This window comes from Pelagibius litoralis (assembly GCF_011683915.1).
Lineage (GTDB): Bacteria > Pseudomonadota > Alphaproteobacteria > Kiloniellales > Kiloniellaceae > Pelagibius > Pelagibius litoralis.
The window spans coordinates 1-17,655 of the sequence record NZ_JAAQPH010000001.1 but is presented as its reverse complement, the minus strand read 5'-3'; the positions used below and the strand labels follow the sequence as shown (position 1 = coordinate 17,655).

Below are 17,655 nucleotides of genomic sequence, written 5' to 3'. Positions count from 1 at the left end.
TCGTGCAGCAACAAGCCGGAGGATCGTAAACTTGGCCACCGACGCCCCCTCTCCTTTCACATCTGCCAAAGCCTGTGTTTTCGACGCTTACGGCACGCTTTTCGACGTTCACTCGGCAATACGGCGCGGCGGTGAAGAACTTGGCGAGAAGGCCGAGATCGTGTCCGAGCTTTGGCGTCAAAAGCAGCTTGAGTACACCTGGTTGCGCAGCCTGATGAGCGCGCATGTGGACTTCTGGCAAGTCACATCCGATAGTCTTGATTTCGCCCTGTCGGCCTCCGGCACAAACAACGCTGCCCTTCATCGTAAGCTTATGGAGCTCTATCTGACCTTGGATGCCTATCCTGAAGTCAAAGAGACCCTGAAAAAACTGAAAATGGCCGGCCTGACAACGGCGATCCTCTCAAATGGCAACCCGGGCATGCTGGAAGCCGCCGTCACATCTGCCGGTCTTGACGCTGTGCTTGATCAGGTTCTGTCGGTCGAAGACGTCGGTATCTATAAGCCCGACGCCAGAGTCTACCAGCTTGCTGTCGACAGATTGGCTATACCAAAGGCGATGATTTGCTTCCTATCAAGCAATGGGTGGGACGCGCGCGGCGCCGCCCACTTTGGCTTCACGGTGGCCTGGATCAACAGGTTCAATCGAGAACCAGACCGCATCCCCGGTGATATAAAGGCCACCATTCGAAGGCTTGATGAACTCCCGCCATTGCTCGGCCTGAAATAAATTGGCCGGTGACGCTGGTATTAAGCACACGAAACAAAAAACAGCAGATGACCAGAGTGGAAGCTTTGAATACCGAGAACTTTGATAAAGCACCGACATTTGACGACATAAACTTGGCCGCGCAGCGCCTGCGTGGCTGGGCCGTCGAAACACCGCTTCTCGAATCATCAATGATAAACGAGGTCGTGAAGGGCCGGGTTCTCTTAAAGGCGGAGACCTTTCAGAGAACTGGATCCTTCAAGTTCCGCGGTGCTTTCAACCGCATTAGTCAAATTCCAGAAGCGAAAAGAGAAAACGGTGTCGTCGCCTATTCTTCTGGCAACCATGCGCAAGGGGTTGCCGCAGCCGCCGCAATCACTGGCATTCCCGCGGTGATTGTGATGCCGGCAGACGCGCCGGCGATTAAGGTTGAAAACACGCGTTCTTTCGGTGCAGAGGTGGTTCTTTATGACCGACGGCATGACTCGCGGGAGGAAATTGGTCGAGAACTTACGGAGCAGCGGCGCGCGACCTTGGTGCGACCTTACGACGATCCCGGCATCATCGCCGGGCAAGGCACATGCGGCATGGAGATCGTTAGTCAGGCAAGGGCAATAGATGCAAAGCTTGATAGCTTGCTGGTTTGCTGTGGCGGCGGTGGTTTGACGGCTGGTTGCGCCATAGCTTTGGAGGAGTTATCGCCTGAGACCGAAGTCTTGACGGTCGAGCCCTCTGCGTTCGACGATACCAAGCGATCCATAACAGCCGGTGAGATCGTCGCGAATAGCGGACACGAGGCATCGATCTGCGATGCCTTGCTGGCCCCACAGCCTGGCATGCTTACGTTTTCCATCAACCGGAAACGGATCAGCCGGGGGCTCTCAGTCACTGATACCGAAGTAAAAGCCGCGATGGCCTTTGCATTCCGCAACCTAAAGCTTGTCGTCGAACCAGGCGGCGCAGTCTGCTTGGCGGCGGTGCTATCCGGCAAATTCGACTGTGCCGGCCGGACAGTGGCACTGACCCTGTCCGGCGGCAATGTCGACGCTGAACTCTATCGCACCGTCCTAGCCGAGCACGATTGACTACAAAGCTAGCTGGCTAACGGTTTACCAGCCGGTGCCGTTGAGCCCGTTGAAGCGGTCGAAACCGGCGAAACGTTGCTCGTGCTTGAGCCGGAAGAAGGACGGCTGGCCCCTTCGAGGCGCTTGATGTTGCCCTCGATGAAAGCGCCGGCTTCTATAGCCAGACTGTCATGGATGATATCGCCGATCACTCGGGCGGATTTCGCCATAACCACAGACTTGGCCTTTACGGCCCCATCGATGGTGCCGCAAATGCGCACAGCATCACAGCTGATGTGCCCTTTGACCTGGGCGCCTTCACCCACCGTCAGTGTCGCACTGTCGATATCGCCCTCGACATAACCATCAACCTGAATATCACCGTCACTTTTCAGATTGCCGGTAATTTTTAGATCCGCGCTGATGATCGACGGAACACTGGTGCTCCCAGTGTTTCGTTTGGGTTCTGTGCTGGTCGAAGTCACCGCTTCGGGGCTGCCATTGGTCTCTTTAGTCTTTGAAAACATGCTTGCCTGCCGTCAAGAACTTCATGGGATTGAGTGGAACACCGTTATAACGCACTTCGTAGTGCAAATGAGGGCCGGTACTGCGTCCGGAAGAACCTACCTGCCCAATCTTCTCGCGATTAGCTACCGACTGTCCGGATTTGACAAGGATCTTTTTAAGGTGCGCATAGCGGGTGCGGATGCCGTGGCCATGGTCGATTTCGACCATCCGGCCAAAGGGTCCGCTCCAACCGGCATAGGTCACAGTTCCGGGTGCGGTCGCAAAAACCGGCGTCTTCATGGGCGCACGAAAGTCGAGCCCACGATGGTTGGCAATACGGCCGTTAAGCGGATCCTTGCGCTTTCCGTACTTGCTGCTGAGCGAGTACTGCTCCAAAGGAACCGTCAACGGCAGCGTGCGCATGACTTTCTGCAAAGCGTTCCAGCGGCTTAGCCTGAGATCCAGCAATGACAGTGCGATCTCCAGCTCCGAATCACCGTTGAAATCGCCGGTATAGTCGCCGGCGACAAAGGGACCGCCCTGAGCGACGCCGCTTTCTTCAATACCCGCCAGCAAATCGTCCAGCTTGAGTCCGGTCATTGCGACGGTCCGCTCAATGCTGTCGACGCTCAACTCTGTGCGCTCGCGCAGTCTCTGCACGATGTTACGCTGGGCCATTCTCATGTCGGTCATGCGTTGACGCATTCCGGTGACCTCAGCCTGCAGCCCCTGCTTGTCGGTCTGCAATCCGTCCCCGCGATGCATCGCGTTGCCCAATGATTCTTCAAGAGCAGCAATCTGCCTTTGCAGATCGTTTCGCCGGCCGGCGGTCTGCTCCAACTGGGACTCGAGGACGAGAACTTCCTGGCGCAGATCCTGACCGACGGTCTCCGAAGCAGCCCATCTTTCGCGCGCGGTGGCAATATCGGTCTGCAGATCAGTGACTGTGATCTCCAATTGCCGCTTCGCAGCAGCCATCGCGGCGAGTTCTGTCTCAATCTGCTGAAGTTTCTGGCCGAGTTTTATGCGGGCCTCTGCAACCCTCACCTTTTCTGCCTGGGCGTCTGAAAGGACCGTCCGCATGCTCTGGACCTGATCGCGGAGTTCCATGTTGCGGCCCACGATCTCCTGGAGATCGCTCTCAAAGCGCTTCAACTTGGTCCTCAGGCCGTCGCTCGCAACCACGACCCTTTCCTGCTCAGTTTCGCTACCTTTCAACTGATCTTCGATAGCGGAAATCTCGACGTCGGCCTCTGCCCCGTCTTTCAACACCGATAACAAGAAGGCCTGGTTGTCTTCCAGATTGCGTGTGATCTGAGCAAACTGCTCATGGTACTCGGTGACTTCGCTCAATAGATCAAAGTAATCAAGCTTGTGCTGCTCAATCTCGCGATCCTTGCCAGAAATAATCCACTCTTGAACAACGACCCCGCCACTTGCGAGAACCGTCCAGCCGAATAAAAAGGAAGCACCGAGAAGGCATAATTTCTGAGCCCGAACTGGCAATCGCAGAACGGTCACACGGTCGTTCGCCCGGAGAATCAGCTCGCGGGCGACGAATACTTGATCCAGTCGGTTGGTGATCCGGCCTTTCAAGTCCTTCCACATACTGTGGACCGTCCTCCCCTATCATTCTGCCCGCATAATCCGGGCGATTGACGGTGACATCGGCTACAGGGCACCCATTCTGGCAAAGCTCATGCTCAGCCACCACAGGCGGAAATCCCAGCATCATCAATGCCGTCGCCGCATCTGCTAAAAGCGGTTGCGAACAAACTCTCTTGATTACTTACCGAGTTCCCCCAATTCGCGCCGGGAAGGCGCAGAACTGTGCATCTGAAACAGCAAAGGTAAGCTATCCGCACCGCAAGGTTTCGACAAGTATGAACGCCGAGTCCTAAGACATCGTGAAACGGCCCGAAACCTCCGCCAATCAAGCCGGATCAAGGTTAATCAACGGTTAAGGGCATGAAGATTTCACCAAACCGGCGATATCATTGGATGACTGTCACTTGCACTTTATCGGAGAAAACCGGCGGCTCCCCGGAGCCCAGGGTTCAAAACACGCCGGGTGTCCATCATCGGGTTCCCCGTTAAGGAGAATTGGCGGACAGGGAGGGATTCGAACCCTCGATGCAGCTCATCACCACATACTCCCTTAGCAGGGGAGCGCCTTCAGCCACTCGGCCACCTGTCCGTACCGGGAAAGCGGCTGATTTCCTAACGTCTTACAGTGGACCAGCGCAAGCGCAAAGTGGGGTCTCAGGAAGAAAACCTGGAGAAGCACCGCGAGAACGGCACAAACCCCACGCTGTATATTCACGTTTTGTGTGTGTCCGAAATCTTCATCTGGGCTCTTGGAGCAGCTTCAGGAACTCTCCCGAGGCGGCACGGTTATAGGTCCGCAGTTCCAGATCGAAGGTAGTCTCAATCCGATTCCGCAGCGCGTCTGTCATGTTGATCTCTTCGTCGCGTGGAACTCCCCCTTTCGCTCTTGGCAACCAGCCATCGAAGGGTATCGAGAGCGTCTTGCAGACCTCAGCAAGATTGGTCGCCAGTCGCGCATGGTCGATGACAACATCCACCGCAAGCTCCTGGCCGTCCATGTACACATTAGCGTTCCGATCGGCCTGAGGAATACCGCTGTCAAGGAACGCTTCGAAGTTTCCGCTCCTTCGGCCATCACTCTTGCGCCAGAGCAAAGTTGCGCGCCACCCCTCACCCAGCGGCTAAACGGCTGGCTTCATCCTCTGCCGTCACTGGCGTGATAATGTCCAGACCATCGCAATAGCGGCTGAGAGATAGCTCGACGCTTGTGCCTGCAGTCTTTCGTGTCTTGAGAAAAATGAAGCGGTGACTGTGTGAAATGATCACGCCTATGAACCGGTCTTTTGCAGTTGGAATGTACCTTGTCGCCCGCTAAGCAAAACGCATTGCGAGTTTTAAATTGGGTGGCATCCTAACCCATGGTGAACCAGACGAGAAACAAACCATATAGTGCATCTGTTCGACCACACCCCCGACAGCCAAACCATCGCAGTTCTCCAAGGTCAGGACTGACAGCCCCAGCGCTAACCGCCGCAGGGCGCTTTGGTCACATAAAGGCAGACGGCATCCACCAGGCCGGACTTGATTTCCGGTGTCACATTCGCCCAGAGATCCGAAAGCTGTGCCGCTAGGTCGCTCTCCACCTGGGCTCGCGCCAGCTGCCCCTCGAAACCTCTCAGACCCTGAGCACTGTAGCTGATAACATTTCCATTCGGCGTGGTGAAGGTGATGCTAGCGCCTTCCGCTTCCTTACCGGAAATCCACTCCGCCACCACTGGTGCCCCGCCGTCCCGGCCCGGATAGATAATGCGTCCGGCCGTCATGCCGGCATAATTCGGCGGCGACCAGTTGAAAGGCGAATAGGAAGCCTCGGTCCCTGACGGCCGCGCTTCCGGTTCAAGCGATTGCTGGCCGGTCGGGCCGAAGGTCGAGCAGGCAGAAAGCAGAAGTACCGCTAGCAGGCCGGCCATGGGGAGAACAGATCGCATGAGCGCTACTCCGCAGTCTTGTTGGGGACGAGCCAGACCAGCCCGGCGGTGACCAGGGTACCGGCGGCACCGACCACATCGGGGTCGAGTGTCGTAACGGCAGCGATAACAGAGGTAACGGCCGCACCAATAGCCGCCGCCGCCGCCTTGTCATAGGCAGTGAACATGCTTGTCTCCTGAAGTATTTTGAAAGGGGATGGAGGAAGGAGTCTGCTAAATCAGTTTGGAGATCAGAAAGCCGCCGAGCAGCAGAATCACGCTGCCCTGCCCGCCAATGATCCAGCCGGTCAGGCGGCGATGCCCCTGCTCCATGGAGACACGGGTGTCGAAGATGCGCTGGCGCAGATCCTTCATCTCGTCGCGCGCCTCGCGCCAGCGCTCGCTGCAACGATCCTCATGCGCATCGATCTTGTGGTTCGCCGCGCTGGCCTGCTCGCGGGCGATGCGGTCTTCGGCCATACGATCCATCCAGGCCATCACACTGCCGGATCATGGTCTTCGCCGGCCAACGGCAGGCGGCGCCACCCCTCCCCCGAAGAAACCAGACAGGTCGGACCACCCGGCACCGTCACCAGGATCGACCAGGATCCGGATGGCCCGGCGAAGATCTCCAGCAGCGCCCCGGTGGAGGTCACGCCCCGGCTGACCGGACTTTCCTGGTAGCCCTCACTCAGGGCATCGACCAGTGCGTCCCGAGGGCCGCAGTGAGACCCCTGGGCGAGAGCCGGGTCCGGCATCCAGGCCCCGGACACGACGAAGCAGGCAAGCGCCAGCAGCGCCGCCTTGGTGAAGGTTGACATAGTGAAATCCTTGGTTCAGGGATCAGGCCGAAAAGCCCGGATACCCGCCGCTTCTGTGGCGCCGGTTCGCTATATGCTGGAGTTCGGAAAGATTTGGTTCTTTTTCCGGTTGCGGGTAACCATAAGCGGGCGGCAGTATCTCTGCGTGAGCACAGGGCCTTTCAAACTCGTCTTCGTCGCAGGAGCTATGCGCAGCGGCACTTCGCTGCTGCAGCACATCCTTTGCAGTTCCCCTCAAGCCAACCCGTTCGTACATGGCTGCCGCTATCTGACCAGCCATATCGGCGTCTATGCGCAGTACGCCGGAAGCGACCAACTATTCATCAATGACTACCTTGGTGGCCAGCAGGAGCTTCTTGCCTTTACCAGAGACATAATCGATCGCCTGCTCGCGGAAACCCATCGCAGATTGGACCGACCTGCCTGCCTCGTTTTGAAAAACCCCGAACTATCGAGCTATTTTCAACACGCCGCCACCCTTTTGCCAAACGCGCGCTTCGTTATCTCTGTCCGCGATCCGAAAGACACCATTGCGTCAATGATCAGAGTGGGTGAGAAGCATCGGCAAGCTGGCGAACGCAGTTTCTTGGCCGATGTTGGCCGGGATATCGAGAGGCTTTGTGCGTCTTATCGTCAGTTTTACCTGCCGGTACTGCGGTCTTTAAAGGAAGATCGCCACGATCTAAGAAATCGTGTTTTCTTTGTATCCTATGAGGCGTTGATCGGCGATACCGAGAACGTCCTCAATCAGCTTTCGGCGTTCTGTGATCTGTCATTTCCGCCAGGGAAGCCAGGAGACAAAGAGGGATGGCGGAGCCGCATCGATCCTGAAAATGATGGCATCTTTCAGCATACACGTTGGAACGCTTATCTAACCGACTTAAGCGGCGGTCCGATCTCGGCGTCCAGCATTGGACGCTACCGCCAAGTGTTGACCGGCGACGAGGCTGAGAAGATCGATCAGATTTGTACAGATATTAGGCGCGCCTTCGGTTATGCAACCGCATGATTTTTGTGGTGGGTCAACGAAAGACCACTAAATAAATGGCCTGATTGCAAAGGTGTAGGCTGCCGCGAAATTCTGGAGGCCTGATACTACGAAAGCCCCTGGGTCCCAGGATGACGCATTCAGCGCCCTTGTGGCGCTGGCAATCTCACATCTACCGCCTCCGCTTCCGTCATTCTGGTAGTTTTGATTGATCGTGTCGGACGGGTAGGAAGTGATGGATGTCACCTGAAATTGTGCCCAATAGGCCGCTATCCAAAGCGTGTTGGCCGCGCCCCATGTTGGCACTAAGTTAGGTGGATTGAATGACGATGTGTTAAACAAGGTGGAGCCAGCAACACTCTCTACGTCCGAGAGGTTTCCAGACCAGTTGGAAACCTGAATAACTTGTGCAACAGCGGTGTCCGCCGTGCCAGTTTTATTGACAGTTACCGATGTTCCGCCTTCGGTCCCATCAGCAACCTTACCGGAGAAGATGTTAATCGACGACGGCGTTCGAAGGTTGCTCCAACCAAGCGGTCCGCTAATCGTCCCGGTGTTCAGAACCGTCAAGTGAAGCCACAACAGGTTTCCGGCGTTGACTATCTCCGGCAGATTGACATTGAAACTGTTTGCGTTGCTGGAAAACTGGGTGGGCGTCACAGACTCAACGATGGGAAAAGGCGCTGGCGGAAGGAGCCGCGACGGGTTCAACAATGTCGGCATCAGGTCGGACTCCCCACCAGAGACACCTTCAGCCCGACCGCGCCCGTTCCGGCAGCATCGATATCAACCGTGATCTCGGCATCGTCGGCTAGGGTCGCATCATTGATTGTCGGAGATAGCGCCGCCGTTACGCTCGTGGTTTCGTCCTGATCGATCTGGAGCTTTTGCGCACCAAAAATTGAAACGCCAGCCTCGTTGATATCGACTGTCACCACGCCGGATGACGAGGCGGTTTTTAGGCTGGCCCGCACCGCGGATACAGTGTAGGCGAACGGCATTCGAAAACTGATCTTGCCCGTTCCCGCTGTGATCGCTGTGACTTCGTCGCCTACGGCAAACATGACGGCTTGGTCGCCGGCAGCACCCTGGATACCTGGAATTCCGGTACCCTGAATATTCCAGTTCGAAATGGTTCCGGTGCCACCAATGTTTGTGACGTTGACCGTCAACTGCTGCGTGCCGGAATTCCAGGCGGTCACCTGACCGATCATGTAATTGTCGGCATTCGTTGCCTGAGCCACTATGATCCAGCCGCCGACCGCGAAGGACCGCACATCGGCCGTCGTGAACACCTTAGAACCCAGGCCGACCGCGTTAGGCGTGGCGCTTGTGGTGTTCAGGATAGCGAAGAGGTCCGCCGCTGTGGCACTATTTGCTGCATTCGTCTCGGAGATACCAGCCGAAGACGCGGAGGAGGCGGCATTGGTTGCCGAGGTGCCTGCAGAGGTGGCGCTTGCCGAAGCTGCGGTTTGTGAAGTGGATGCTGCTGCGGCGGAGTTACTAGCTGCCGTGGCACTACCAGATGCAGACGTGGACGATGTACCTGCCGAGCTTGCCGACCCTGCGGCAGCAGTTTCAGAACTGGCCGCGTTAGTCTCTGACGTAGCCGCTGCTGTTTGAGCCGCTTCTGCTGCAACCCGCGCGGCGTCTACTGCCGCCAAGTTTCCATATAGAGCTTCTGCTGCATTCCTGGCCGTTACAGCGCCAGTTTCAGCGGTTTCCGCGCCGGTCCTAGCAACAACTGCCGCGGCCCTAGCCGTTTCTGAAGCAGCTGCGCTACCTGATGCAGCAGACGCGGAAGAAGTGGCTGAGGTGGCAGATGTGCTGGCCGCCGTCTGCGAAGCACTGGCGCTTGTTGCAGAAGTTACAGCGTTGGTGGCAGAGGTGCCGGCAGCAGATGCGCTGCTCGCAGCGTTGGTTTCTGACGTAGCCGCTGCCGTTTCGGAAGCTGCCGCCGCTGCGGCGCTGCTCGCACCGTTGGATGCCGCGGCGTCGGCGGCACTCGCGGACGCCGAGGCATTGGTCGCGGCCGTTTCCACATCCTGGACATTGATTGCCAGGAACCAACGATTTGCCGCCAGATCGGTCGCAAAGACGCCTGAGGTATGCGCTACCTCGCAAACATAGATGTCGTTGCCGGGCGTCACCCTCACGATATCCAGGGCTTCATAGTCGGTCGCGGTCACCCAATCCCCTTGCCATTTGCCGATCCGCGCCCGGTTCTCCAGGCCATCGCCGGTACTGTTCCAAGCAATCGGCTTCCCCGCTTCCGGCTCCGGGAATTCCACGTCCGCCAGCGCTGTCGTCTCCTTGAACTTGACGGCACGACTCAGCGCTTCTTCGATCTGCTGGTCGCGCAGGGCGGCCAGGTCGGCCATGCCTTCGACGGCGGTGGAGGGAAAGGCGCCGCCCAGCGGCAGGGCGGTCTGTTGTTCGGCGCGGATGCCCAGCTTGATGACCAGCGTCTCGCCGACCTGGGGCGTGTAGTCGCTCGGGCTGGTCGCCACGGTGACGGTGCCGCCGCCGGGCGCACCGGCGCCGCTCAGGCTGTATTCGCTGCCTTCGGTCCAGAGGCTCTCGCCGCCGTCACTCTGCAGCAGGATCACGCGCAAATGATCGTTGTCGAGAAACTTAAAGCCGGTGGGAAAGCTCGTGGTGGTGCCGTCACCGGCATAGCGGCTCTTGGCTGTCGTGGTTGCAATGGTCATGGGTGCTCCTGGCAAGCCTCCTGGTCTAGGGGATGAGGTTGAATTGATGACGTGCGCCGGGGCGCGGTCACTTTGCGGAGTGTTCGTTGGGAAAGGAGAAACGGGCTCGGCTTGGGCGTGCGCCTCTGTCCATCGGTTGCCTGTTGGTGACAGGCTGTCGGCCCCGTTTTCCAAGGTAACAGGTCAAAAGCCTCGGTTTCGGGTCAGCCGAGCGGGCCTTCGCGCAGTTTCAGGTCACGGAATCGGAAGAAAGAACAAAGATTGAACATGAAAGCAATCAGCGGTAGAGTGAGATACTGACTATCATCAAATCCATGCTGCTCTACCTGCCGCAGGGCTCAGAGGATTGCTAAATGAATATTCGATTTCCGTCTCGGCTCGTATTGCCAGTTTGCCAAGTAGTTCTTGGTGCTGCGCTCTTGTTGACACCACTCCACGATATCCACGCATCCGAGGCACAGACCGATGCGGTGCGCGAGCAAATCAAAGCCGCTTACATAGGTTGGCACCGCGGAGAACTCAAAGAGGCACTCCAGATCCTGGAGCCGCTTGTCCAAGCCAAGAACCGTGAGGCCATCTTCCTGAAGGCAGGTGTCCTTAACATGATGGAGCGCCCCGACGGCAAGAAGGTGCTTGCCTTGCAAACGGAAGCAGCAAGGCTTGGTTTTGTGGCTGCCTATTTACCCGCCGCGGGAGGGTACATGAATCTTGGCAATCATGAGCTTGCATTCGCCTGGGCACTTAAGGCCGCGAAAGAGGGTGTAACCGGGAGCCACTTCTTCATCTCTGCATTCTACTGCGACTCGTGGGACGTTATCCTACCGGATTCACTGGTTGCTGACGCCTGGTTGATCATTGGCATGGGCGGCAGTTTTGACGCTGACGATCAACAATGGGTCTCGCGATCTTGCGGCCCTTCGGAACCAGACGACTTTCGGCGAGGGCAACTCGAAACACAGGTCAAGTTTCTGACCAGCCGTTTCCGGCTGCCCCCTGTCAGTGACCCTCTTGCCGACTGGTACTCTTGGACTTTGGAAGCACTGGAGAGAGAGGTAGATACACCTGCCGAGTAAGACCGGTTCTGCGAGCGTAAGAAGCCATGTTCAATTCAATAATGGACCTCTTTACAATGACAGTCGGCGCAACGTAGCAGTATTGGCAAGCGTCCGGCCAGGGCAGAAGCCGATCAGAGCTAAAGGATCGTGTCGCAAGAGAACATATGGCAAGAGGCCTCAACCTCCACCGATCGACCGGTCAAACAAGCATAGGAAGGGATTTCATCCATGATGTACAGGTGCCGCTTCATCATGAGGGCTCGCTTCGTCGGCGTGCTCTTGGCGACCATGCTTTCGCTGCTTGCCCTGCCGGTCAGCAGCCAAGCGGCTGAATCGGAGAACGACGAGGCGAAAGCTCAGATCAAAGCCGCTTACATCGCAATGGTACGCAAAGATCTTGAATCCGCACTGAAGACTCTGGAACCGCTAGTCGAAGACAGAAATGGCGAGGCCCTTTATCTAAAGGCATACATCCATGAAAGGAATTTAGAATATGACATAAAGCATGTTTACACTTGGTATGAAGAAGCAGCTCGCTATGGCTCCCCCCTTGCGATGTACAAAACAGCATATCAGTTCTCTATACTCGGACTCCATGATCATGGATATCTTTGGGCACTGAAAGCTGCAAAGCTAGGAATGAGCAATGGCCTCGTTCTTGTATCACAGTACTATTGCACGCCTGTAGGAGTCGTTCCGCAGGACGCGCTGATTGCCGATGCTTGGCGAATCATTGCGCTTGACGGCTTCAAGTTTGACGATCCAGTCTGGCAGAAAGGTGCCTGCGGCCCGAAGGACCCCGATGATTTCCGTCGCGGACAACTCGCGGCTCAGGTCGATATTTTGAAGCGGCAATTCAATCTGCCTCCCCTGAAAGACCACTATGCGGAATGGAAACAATGGAAGGCCGAAGCGCTCGCCGATACTTCGGTGCAGGAACCAGAGTAAAATGGCTTCACTGACCAACAGCTATCGGATTGGTGTGACACCCGTAAGCTCGATCATCATCTTTTCTGATGCGGACCCAGGCGGGTACTTCAATATCCCGCGCCGGAACTGCTCAGTCTTAGTGAGGCTGAGTTGCTCGGCATAGTTGCCTGACACCAGGCTTACGGCCAAATTCGCGGCTTCAGCGACGCCAACAAGCTTGCCAAATTTCTTGCCTGCAGCAGGGGCGACAGTCGACAGCGCACTGGTCGCCATTTCGCCGCCTTCTGTGAAATCGGAGAGATCAAGTGCCCTCGCATGCAAGTGGTCCAATTGATTGTCGCTGAGTGACCAGAGATAGCGTTCCGGCTTGTTCAATACTGCCTTGGCGAAAACTCCAAGGCTTCCATACTTTGCATTCGGATTCCGCTCGTGATAACGCTTCGCGGTGGCGACTCTGGAAAAGTCGCGGACCTTCTCTTCAAATTGCGTCAAAACGGATGGGCCCTGCGTCTCAAACCGATGGCGCAAGGACCAGAGGTCGCGCGCAATATCGAGGAGAACCAGTGCATCTTCACCTTCCGGCGCATAGACGGTCAATCCCATTGTATCGAAGATTGCCTCTGCCTGTTCTTTCGGACTTTCAGACAATCGCGGCAGGTTTCTGAAAGAGTCGAAGGTGGGGTCGAGCGGCGCATTGCGAACCGCGGCACGAAGGCTGAACGAGTCGATGAAGGACTCCTCACTTTCTTCTTCCATCCCTGTTTCTGCGGCTTCGTCCGGTCCGCCGGTCAACGAAAGCCCATCAACTCCCGGTCCCTCATCCGGTCTACCCGCGACAACTTGATCCGCACTACCACGATCACCCGTGGAGCTCTCGCTCAACTGCGATGGCCCTTCATCACCCACCACTCCGCCCGGATCATCGTTTGCCAAGAGGTTCAAGTTTTCTGGATCGCGCCTCGGATTCCGAAATGGCGGTCTTGGCAACCGATCGAGGCTCATGTCCTCGGGCGGATCAGCTTCTTCTCTAGCGCACCGTGCCTCCTCCCCTTCGGTGAGCAGCCGCTCCGCGGTTTCTGCAATGATATCCCCTCCCGGTCCCGAGGCCGCAGGCTGTGCCTCATCGATCGACGGCCCTGCCGAGGCGCCCTTGCTGTTCGGATCGAGAGCCTGAACCATCTGCGCCGGCAGCCCCGCTTCCTCCAGTTCTGCGGCCACCCGGCCGATTCCGTCGCCATAGGCTTCCTGCAACGCCTTTACCGCCTCGCCCCGTGCTTCCACCGGCAGCGCCTGATAGCCCTGCAGCATCTCCGCCACCTCCGCCTTGCTGAGCGCCCGCTGATCCTCGGGGCCGATACCCATAGCCGCCTGCGCCGCCAGGCGCCCGCTGACCGCCGCCGGCAGCAACGAGGGGTCTCCCTTCGCCGCCGCAAAGGCCTTGGCAACCGACGGCAGGCCCATGGCATAGTCCGCCGGATCGGCGCGCCGTTCCTCCAGCAACTGTTCGCTGCCCTTGCGTACCGCTTCCTGGATCTCCAGCCGCGCCTCTTTGTCCAGGGCCTCCACCGCCGGGGCGAGCTTTCCGATCTCTCCCTCGAATTCCGCCTCCGGCGCAAAGCGCAGGCTCTCCACGCCGCTGCGCACTCGCCGCGCCTTCTCGGCCTCAAGCTCGAAGTCCGCGAAGTCCCCCGCTGCCAGCAGTCTTGCCGTGGCATCGCTCAGCTTTGGCTCCGCCGCATCGCCCTGTGCGGCACTCGCCACCAGAGCCCGGCCACTGGCCCGTCCCTGCGCCTCCTCGCCCTGCATCCGCCAACGGCTCTCGATCAGCAGCAGCTGCTTCAGATCCGAGTCGTCCAGCGCCTCGTCGTAAATCCCCGCCTCCAGATCTGCCACCACGTCGCCCGCCGGCTGGTCGCGCAGCATTCCGGCGTAAAGCTCCCGCTGAAAGGTTGTGCTCCGCTGTTCCAATTGTGCATCGCTCAGGGCACCCGCCGCGTGCAGTTCGGTCAGGAGGCCCCGGCCGTCCGCGGCCAGCTTCGCAGCCGCACCCGGATCCGCTGCCGCCTGCGCCTGCAGCAACTTCAGCGTCTCCGCTGTCCCCTGCTCCAGCGCGGCGACCTTCTGGTTCTGCAGACGCTGTGCAGCACGCAGTCCATGACCCAGGCGGATCGGCGCGCTTGCTTCGCGCACAGCGGCCCGTCGCTCCGGCGGCAGAGCCCTCAACTTCTCTTCCTCCATCGCCTCCAGGTCTTGCGCGGACCGCTCCGCCGCCTCGAGGGGCGCGTTGCCGTCGTACTCCAGGTCATCGACCATCTGGATCGCGGCTTGACGCACTTCGGCCTTGTTCTTTTCGGTCTGAATCTTTTCTTCCGCCGCGTCGGACTTGTCGGTCATCTCCTTCAGCTTCACAAATAGCGGCGCAGCATTGGCAATGCCCTCGCTCAGACTGGAAATACCCCGCGCCACGCCAAGACCGAAGTCCTCGGCGCTCGCGCGAACACCTGGATCTCGGGTCACACCGGCCGAGACAGAACGTATGTCGGAAGCAGAGGGAATACGGGGCATTGAGCGACCTCATTGTGTAGGACTGGATTGGTTATTTGCGTTTGATCCTGCTGACTACGTTTCTGGTTCGAAGAAATTGTTGAAATTGGTTTGGCCAGCGGTCGTCAACAACGTCGATCCGGCATCGAGAAAGGCACCGGTTTTCGCCGAGCGAGCCCTTGATCGATCCAGAGCTGCCTGTTGCTGAAGACGCGTAGCACTGGTTGCGCCACCCACCAGAATGTTCTGGGCTCCCAGTTCAATCTCCGCAGCTGTCACTTCATCAACCAACAAGGGCGAACCTTGCGATGTAACGCCGGAGCCGGCGCGCCGTGCCCGCGATGCAGCCAGTACCCGGCCTTCGCGCCGACGAAAGTCTGCAGCCTCACGTTCTGCGATCTGGCGCTCGCGCTCGGCCTGTTGCTGCGCGATCTGTGCATTGAATTCGGCGGCATCCGCCTGCGCTTTTCCGGCAGAAATAGTACCGACGGCACTAACTGCAGCACTGGCAATAGCCGTAATTGCCATGATGCCGCCTGCTGTTATTCCAGCCATATTTTATACCTCACATAGTTTTCCGTCGTTCCTGCAAAGCGGGGGGCTATTTCCTCAAACTCAAAACCGAGACGCTTCAACCAAAGCTGTGCCGCGGCAAAGTCCACGTGCGCCTCCGCCGTCACCGCCTCCAATTCGTAGTGTTCAATAAGCGCCGGCAGGGCCCTGCGTACCGTGCGGTGAAGTAGCTGCGGCCTCCGTCTCAGGGCATCCGAGAGAAAGGCCCAGGCATGCCCCAGCTTTCCGTCCAGAATTAAGCCACCGCATCCAAGGGCTCGTCCCTTTTCAACAAGGGTGAATGCGGGACCGGCGGGTCGATAGGCGGCCGCAAAACGCTGCATCTGACCATTCAGCAGTACCGGCGGATCGATATCGATTAGGTGCGCCGGCTCGAAGGCAACGATCTGTGGTCCCTTCATCAGATCTGCTCGTTGGTCTTCAGCTCCGGCGCGGCCGCCAGAAGCGTAAATGGTAAGGGCGCATCACCCGCGATGACGATCCGGGCGTCACGCTCATAGTCACCGTCAAAACTCACGTAACGCTCGCCGGTGAACAAAGGCACCGCCTTGTCCATGGCGTCCTTCACCTCGCGCAGCGGCACATCCTCCAGCCGGTCGATCGATGGACCGATCCGGATACCAAGGCTGTGCAACAGGACCAGGGCGATGCCATGCACCCGCTTCACCTTCGCAACGGCCGTTCCCGCCGCAGCGCCCGAGGCAAGCTTCAGACTCTTGAAGATATGACGGTATCCCAACCCGACAACGGCTCGTGAAACAGGCGTGTCGAGTGATATCTGACCGCCTGAAACAATCCGGTCTGGCATGATCGCGCCGTCGCCGAGAACCTTTACCGTCTCGCCCTCCAGGTGCTCAAGGCCAGAGATGGAAGACACGACCTTGCGCACCTCTCCACCACCGCTATAGGGAGCAAGCCCTGAGGTATCGATATCGAGTATCTCGAAGGCGTCGCTTGTCACGCTCGAGATCGTGAAGCGACGACCGTTCAAGCCTTCCATACCGACGACATCCGCGATATCGACCGTGTTCCCATCAGCAAACCCATGCGCTGGGGCTGTGATAACAACTGTGCTACCGCTGGCACTTGTACCAAGGAACCTTAGGTTGTCGAGAACAAGGCTCCCAGACGAAAGGGAGCCTTGGACTACCTCTACGGTCAATACTCCGCTGTAAGCATTCACATTAATGGAGAAGCGCCCGTTCGGTTCGCTTTCACTGTACTCGACGACACCATCAATCCTTATCTCAAGCGTCTTACCGGCCGCGGCCACGTCGAACACAAGAGAATGGATTTCTGTAAAATCGAAATCCTTTTCGATCGTGTTGCTCGATCCACCAAGTGAGATCGCGTAGAGCCCGTCGGCAATGCCGGGTGCTTGCCCCAGCCCACCGGCACCACCAGTCTTGATCCACCCTTCTGGTGGGTTGCTCGTACCGTCCGGCCAAGATTCAAAGCTGTCAACGGCGGCAATAAGTTCGACGTTGTTAATACTAATCGGGGTGTCCAGCACTAAGCCGCTATCGACATAGAAGGCGTCTTGCTGAGCTGTCAGAACCGCAGCATCGAATTCGACCTCCATATCGAACTCCTCTCGATTCGGCGCATTGAACACCGGCTCAAAGACCTCGATGTAGCGCCGCGTGGCTCCGCCGACGGTGCGCTTCACCACGACCCAGGCCTCATCCAGATTTTCACTTGCCGCTGCCGCGCTTCCGGGAATCGCCGCAATGCTCTCAATCACTGTGCGGCCACCCTGATACCCACCGCCCAGGATGTGCCTGGACCAACCGACGACATCCTGCTCCCGACGATAGGTCAGAGTCGCCAGAACGCCATCCTCACGCAGACAATGAACCTGACTGTCCGGCTCCTGCTGATAGATGACCTCGTGGATACCGCTTTCCGAAATGTGATCCGCCAGGATGGTCAGGTCCGGTGTGCGAAAGCCGTCGGTCTCAAAGCTGAAGACAAACTCTCGCAGCTTGCGCTTCGCGCGCTGGACGAAGAGCACGATGGAGCTGATTCGCACAGGCAGGATGTTGGCGCTGCCGTTGGTCGACTCCCGTCGCACGGCCAGATCGAGGGGGGTCAGCACCGGGCCGTCGGAAGTGACCGACCATTCACCGCCGGAGGTGCCCAGGATCAACTGCCGCCCCGGCGACATCCATCTGATAGCATTGACCTGATCGGCTGCAATCGTGAAATCCAGGCCGTCATCGTCCTGGACCTCGGTCG

18 protein-coding genes and 1 tRNA gene are annotated in these 17,655 nt (G+C 58.0%); 5 read left to right on the top strand and 14 right to left on the bottom strand.

The window, feature by feature from the left end; all coding sequences use genetic code 11:
* Window positions 1-31: 31 nt before the first annotated feature.
* Window positions 32-730, top strand: coding sequence for a haloacid dehalogenase type II (locus HBA54_RS00095; protein ID WP_167220289.1), 699 nt, complete (start codon window positions 32-34; stop codon window positions 728-730).
* Between the two features lie 8 nt (window positions 731-738).
* Window positions 739-1,794 carry a threonine ammonia-lyase gene (locus HBA54_RS00090; protein WP_322095949.1) on the top strand — a complete coding sequence of 352 codons (1,056 nt, stop codon included), beginning with the start codon at window positions 739-741 and terminating at the stop codon, window positions 1,792-1,794.
* Window positions 1,795-1,802: 8 nt separating this feature from the next.
* Here the strand turns inward: HBA54_RS00090 and HBA54_RS00085 are convergent, their stop codons facing one another.
* The 8 genes from HBA54_RS00085 to HBA54_RS00050 all read right to left on the bottom strand — a co-directional run bounded on the left by HBA54_RS00085 (window position 1,803) and on the right by HBA54_RS00050 (window position 6,616).
* Complete coding sequence (locus HBA54_RS00085; protein ID WP_167220288.1) at window positions 1,803-2,300, bottom strand: bactofilin family protein; 498 nt, start codon at window positions 2,298-2,300, stop codon at window positions 1,803-1,805.
* Complete coding sequence (locus HBA54_RS28895) at window positions 2,284-3,888, bottom strand: M23 family metallopeptidase (RefSeq protein WP_240932419.1); 1,605 nt, start codon at window positions 3,886-3,888, stop codon at window positions 2,284-2,286. Before HBA54_RS28895 ends, HBA54_RS00085 begins: the two co-directional genes overlap by 17 nt.
* Window positions 3,889-4,384: 496 nt before the next feature.
* Window positions 4,385-4,477 (bottom strand) — tRNA-Ser (locus HBA54_RS00075).
* 148 nt (window positions 4,478-4,625) lie between these two features.
* Window positions 4,626-4,982, bottom strand: coding sequence for a hypothetical protein (locus HBA54_RS00070; RefSeq protein ID WP_167220287.1), 357 nt, complete (start codon window positions 4,980-4,982; stop codon window positions 4,626-4,628).
* Between the two features lie 369 nt (window positions 4,983-5,351).
* Window positions 5,352-5,816, bottom strand: coding sequence for a hypothetical protein (locus HBA54_RS00065; RefSeq protein WP_167220286.1), 465 nt, complete (start codon window positions 5,814-5,816; stop codon window positions 5,352-5,354).
* 5 nt (window positions 5,817-5,821) lie between these two features.
* On the bottom strand, window positions 5,822-5,983 hold the full coding sequence (locus HBA54_RS00060) for a hypothetical protein (RefSeq protein ID WP_167220285.1): 162 nt from the start codon (window positions 5,981-5,983) through the stop codon (window positions 5,822-5,824).
* Window positions 5,984-6,029: 46 nt separating this feature from the next.
* On the bottom strand, window positions 6,030-6,275 hold the full coding sequence (locus HBA54_RS00055) for a hypothetical protein (protein ID WP_167220284.1): 246 nt from the start codon (window positions 6,273-6,275) through the stop codon (window positions 6,030-6,032).
* 17 nt (window positions 6,276-6,292) lie between these two features.
* Window positions 6,293-6,616 carry a hypothetical protein gene (locus HBA54_RS00050; protein ID WP_167220283.1) on the bottom strand — a complete coding sequence of 108 codons (324 nt, stop codon included), beginning with the start codon at window positions 6,614-6,616 and terminating at the stop codon, window positions 6,293-6,295.
* Between the two features lies 1 nt (window position 6,617).
* Here HBA54_RS00050 and HBA54_RS00045 point away from each other — a divergent pair, with 1 nt between their 5' ends.
* Window positions 6,618-7,625: a sulfotransferase family protein gene (locus tag HBA54_RS00045; RefSeq protein WP_167220282.1), complete on the top strand. Its 1,008-nt coding sequence runs from the start codon at window positions 6,618-6,620 to the stop codon at window positions 7,623-7,625.
* A gap of 27 nt (window positions 7,626-7,652) precedes the next feature.
* Here the strand turns inward: HBA54_RS00045 and HBA54_RS00040 are convergent, their stop codons facing one another.
* Window positions 7,653-8,327 (bottom strand): hypothetical protein, encoded by a 675-nt coding sequence (locus tag HBA54_RS00040; protein ID WP_167220281.1) that lies wholly within the window; start codon window positions 8,325-8,327, stop codon window positions 7,653-7,655.
* The gene (locus tag HBA54_RS00035) at window positions 8,327-10,315 is read right to left on the bottom strand and encodes a hypothetical protein (RefSeq protein WP_167220280.1); all 1,989 of its coding nucleotides are present in this window, start codon (window positions 10,313-10,315) and stop codon (window positions 8,327-8,329) included. The genes HBA54_RS00040 and HBA54_RS00035 overlap by 1 nt, the downstream gene beginning before the upstream one ends.
* Window positions 10,316-10,668: 353 nt before the next feature.
* Between HBA54_RS00035 and HBA54_RS00030 the strand changes: the two genes are divergently transcribed.
* Together HBA54_RS00030 and HBA54_RS00025 are read left to right on the top strand one after the other, a co-directional pair.
* Window positions 10,669-11,388, top strand: coding sequence for a hypothetical protein (locus HBA54_RS00030; RefSeq protein ID WP_167220279.1), 720 nt, complete (start codon window positions 10,669-10,671; stop codon window positions 11,386-11,388).
* Between the two features lie 234 nt (window positions 11,389-11,622).
* The gene (locus tag HBA54_RS00025) at window positions 11,623-12,318 is read left to right on the top strand and encodes an SEL1-like repeat protein (RefSeq protein WP_167220278.1); all 696 of its coding nucleotides are present in this window, start codon (window positions 11,623-11,625) and stop codon (window positions 12,316-12,318) included.
* A gap of 21 nt (window positions 12,319-12,339) precedes the next feature.
* On the opposite strand, the gene HBA54_RS00020 is transcribed toward HBA54_RS00025, so the two are convergent.
* The 4 genes from HBA54_RS00020 to HBA54_RS00005 form a co-directional block, all read right to left on the bottom strand.
* Window positions 12,340-14,865: a hypothetical protein gene (locus HBA54_RS00020; RefSeq protein ID WP_167220277.1), complete on the bottom strand. Its 2,526-nt coding sequence runs from the start codon at window positions 14,863-14,865 to the stop codon at window positions 12,340-12,342.
* A 54-nt stretch (window positions 14,866-14,919) separates the two neighbouring features.
* Window positions 14,920-15,372, bottom strand: a complete 453-nt coding sequence (locus tag HBA54_RS00015) for a hypothetical protein (protein WP_167220276.1) — start codon at window positions 15,370-15,372, stop codon at window positions 14,920-14,922.
* 14 nt (window positions 15,373-15,386) lie between these two features.
* Complete coding sequence (locus HBA54_RS00010; RefSeq protein ID WP_167220275.1) at window positions 15,387-15,818, bottom strand: hypothetical protein; 432 nt, start codon at window positions 15,816-15,818, stop codon at window positions 15,387-15,389.
* Window positions 15,818-17,655, bottom strand: a 1,838-nt coding sequence (locus tag HBA54_RS00005) for a ubiquitin-activating E1 FCCH domain-containing protein (protein WP_240932418.1), incomplete at its 5' end; no start/stop codon positions are given. The genes HBA54_RS00010 and HBA54_RS00005, both read right to left, overlap by 1 nt.

Bases quoted from the DNA above. Each gene is read 5' to 3' on its own strand.
- HBA54_RS00065 (WP_167220286.1), bottom strand. From the start codon at position 5,816: ATGCGATCTGTTCTCCCCATGGCCGGCCTGCTAGCGGTACTTCTGCTT.
- HBA54_RS00035 (WP_167220280.1), bottom strand. From the start codon at position 10,315: ATGACCATTGCAACCACGACAGCCAAGAGCCGCTATGCCGGTGACGGC.
- HBA54_RS00025 (WP_167220278.1), top strand. From the start codon at position 11,623: ATGAGGGCTCGCTTCGTCGGCGTGCTCTTGGCGACCATGCTTTCGCTG.
- HBA54_RS00020 (WP_167220277.1), bottom strand. From the start codon at position 14,865: ATGCCCCGTATTCCCTCTGCTTCCGACATACGTTCTGTCTCGGCCGGT.
- HBA54_RS00055 (WP_167220284.1), bottom strand. From the start codon at position 6,275: ATGGCCGAAGACCGCATCGCCCGCGAGCAGGCCAGCGCGGCGAACCAC.
- HBA54_RS00010 (WP_167220275.1), bottom strand. From the start codon at position 15,818: ATGAAGGGACCACAGATCGTTGCCTTCGAGCCGGCGCACCTAATCGAT.
- HBA54_RS00015 (WP_167220276.1), bottom strand. From the start codon at position 15,372: ATGGCAATTACGGCTATTGCCAGTGCTGCAGTTAGTGCCGTCGGTACT.
- HBA54_RS28895 (WP_240932419.1), bottom strand. From the start codon at position 3,888: ATGTGGAAGGACTTGAAAGGCCGGATCACCAACCGACTGGATCAAGTA.
- HBA54_RS00060 (WP_167220285.1), bottom strand. From the start codon at position 5,983: ATGTTCACTGCCTATGACAAGGCGGCGGCGGCGGCTATTGGTGCGGCC.
- HBA54_RS00030 (WP_167220279.1), top strand. From the start codon at position 10,669: ATGAATATTCGATTTCCGTCTCGGCTCGTATTGCCAGTTTGCCAAGTA.
- HBA54_RS00040 (WP_167220281.1), bottom strand. From the start codon at position 8,327: ATGCCGACATTGTTGAACCCGTCGCGGCTCCTTCCGCCAGCGCCTTTT.
- HBA54_RS00050 (WP_167220283.1), bottom strand. From the start codon at position 6,616: ATGTCAACCTTCACCAAGGCGGCGCTGCTGGCGCTTGCCTGCTTCGTC.
- HBA54_RS00085 (WP_167220288.1), bottom strand. From the start codon at position 2,300: ATGTTTTCAAAGACTAAAGAGACCAATGGCAGCCCCGAAGCGGTGACT.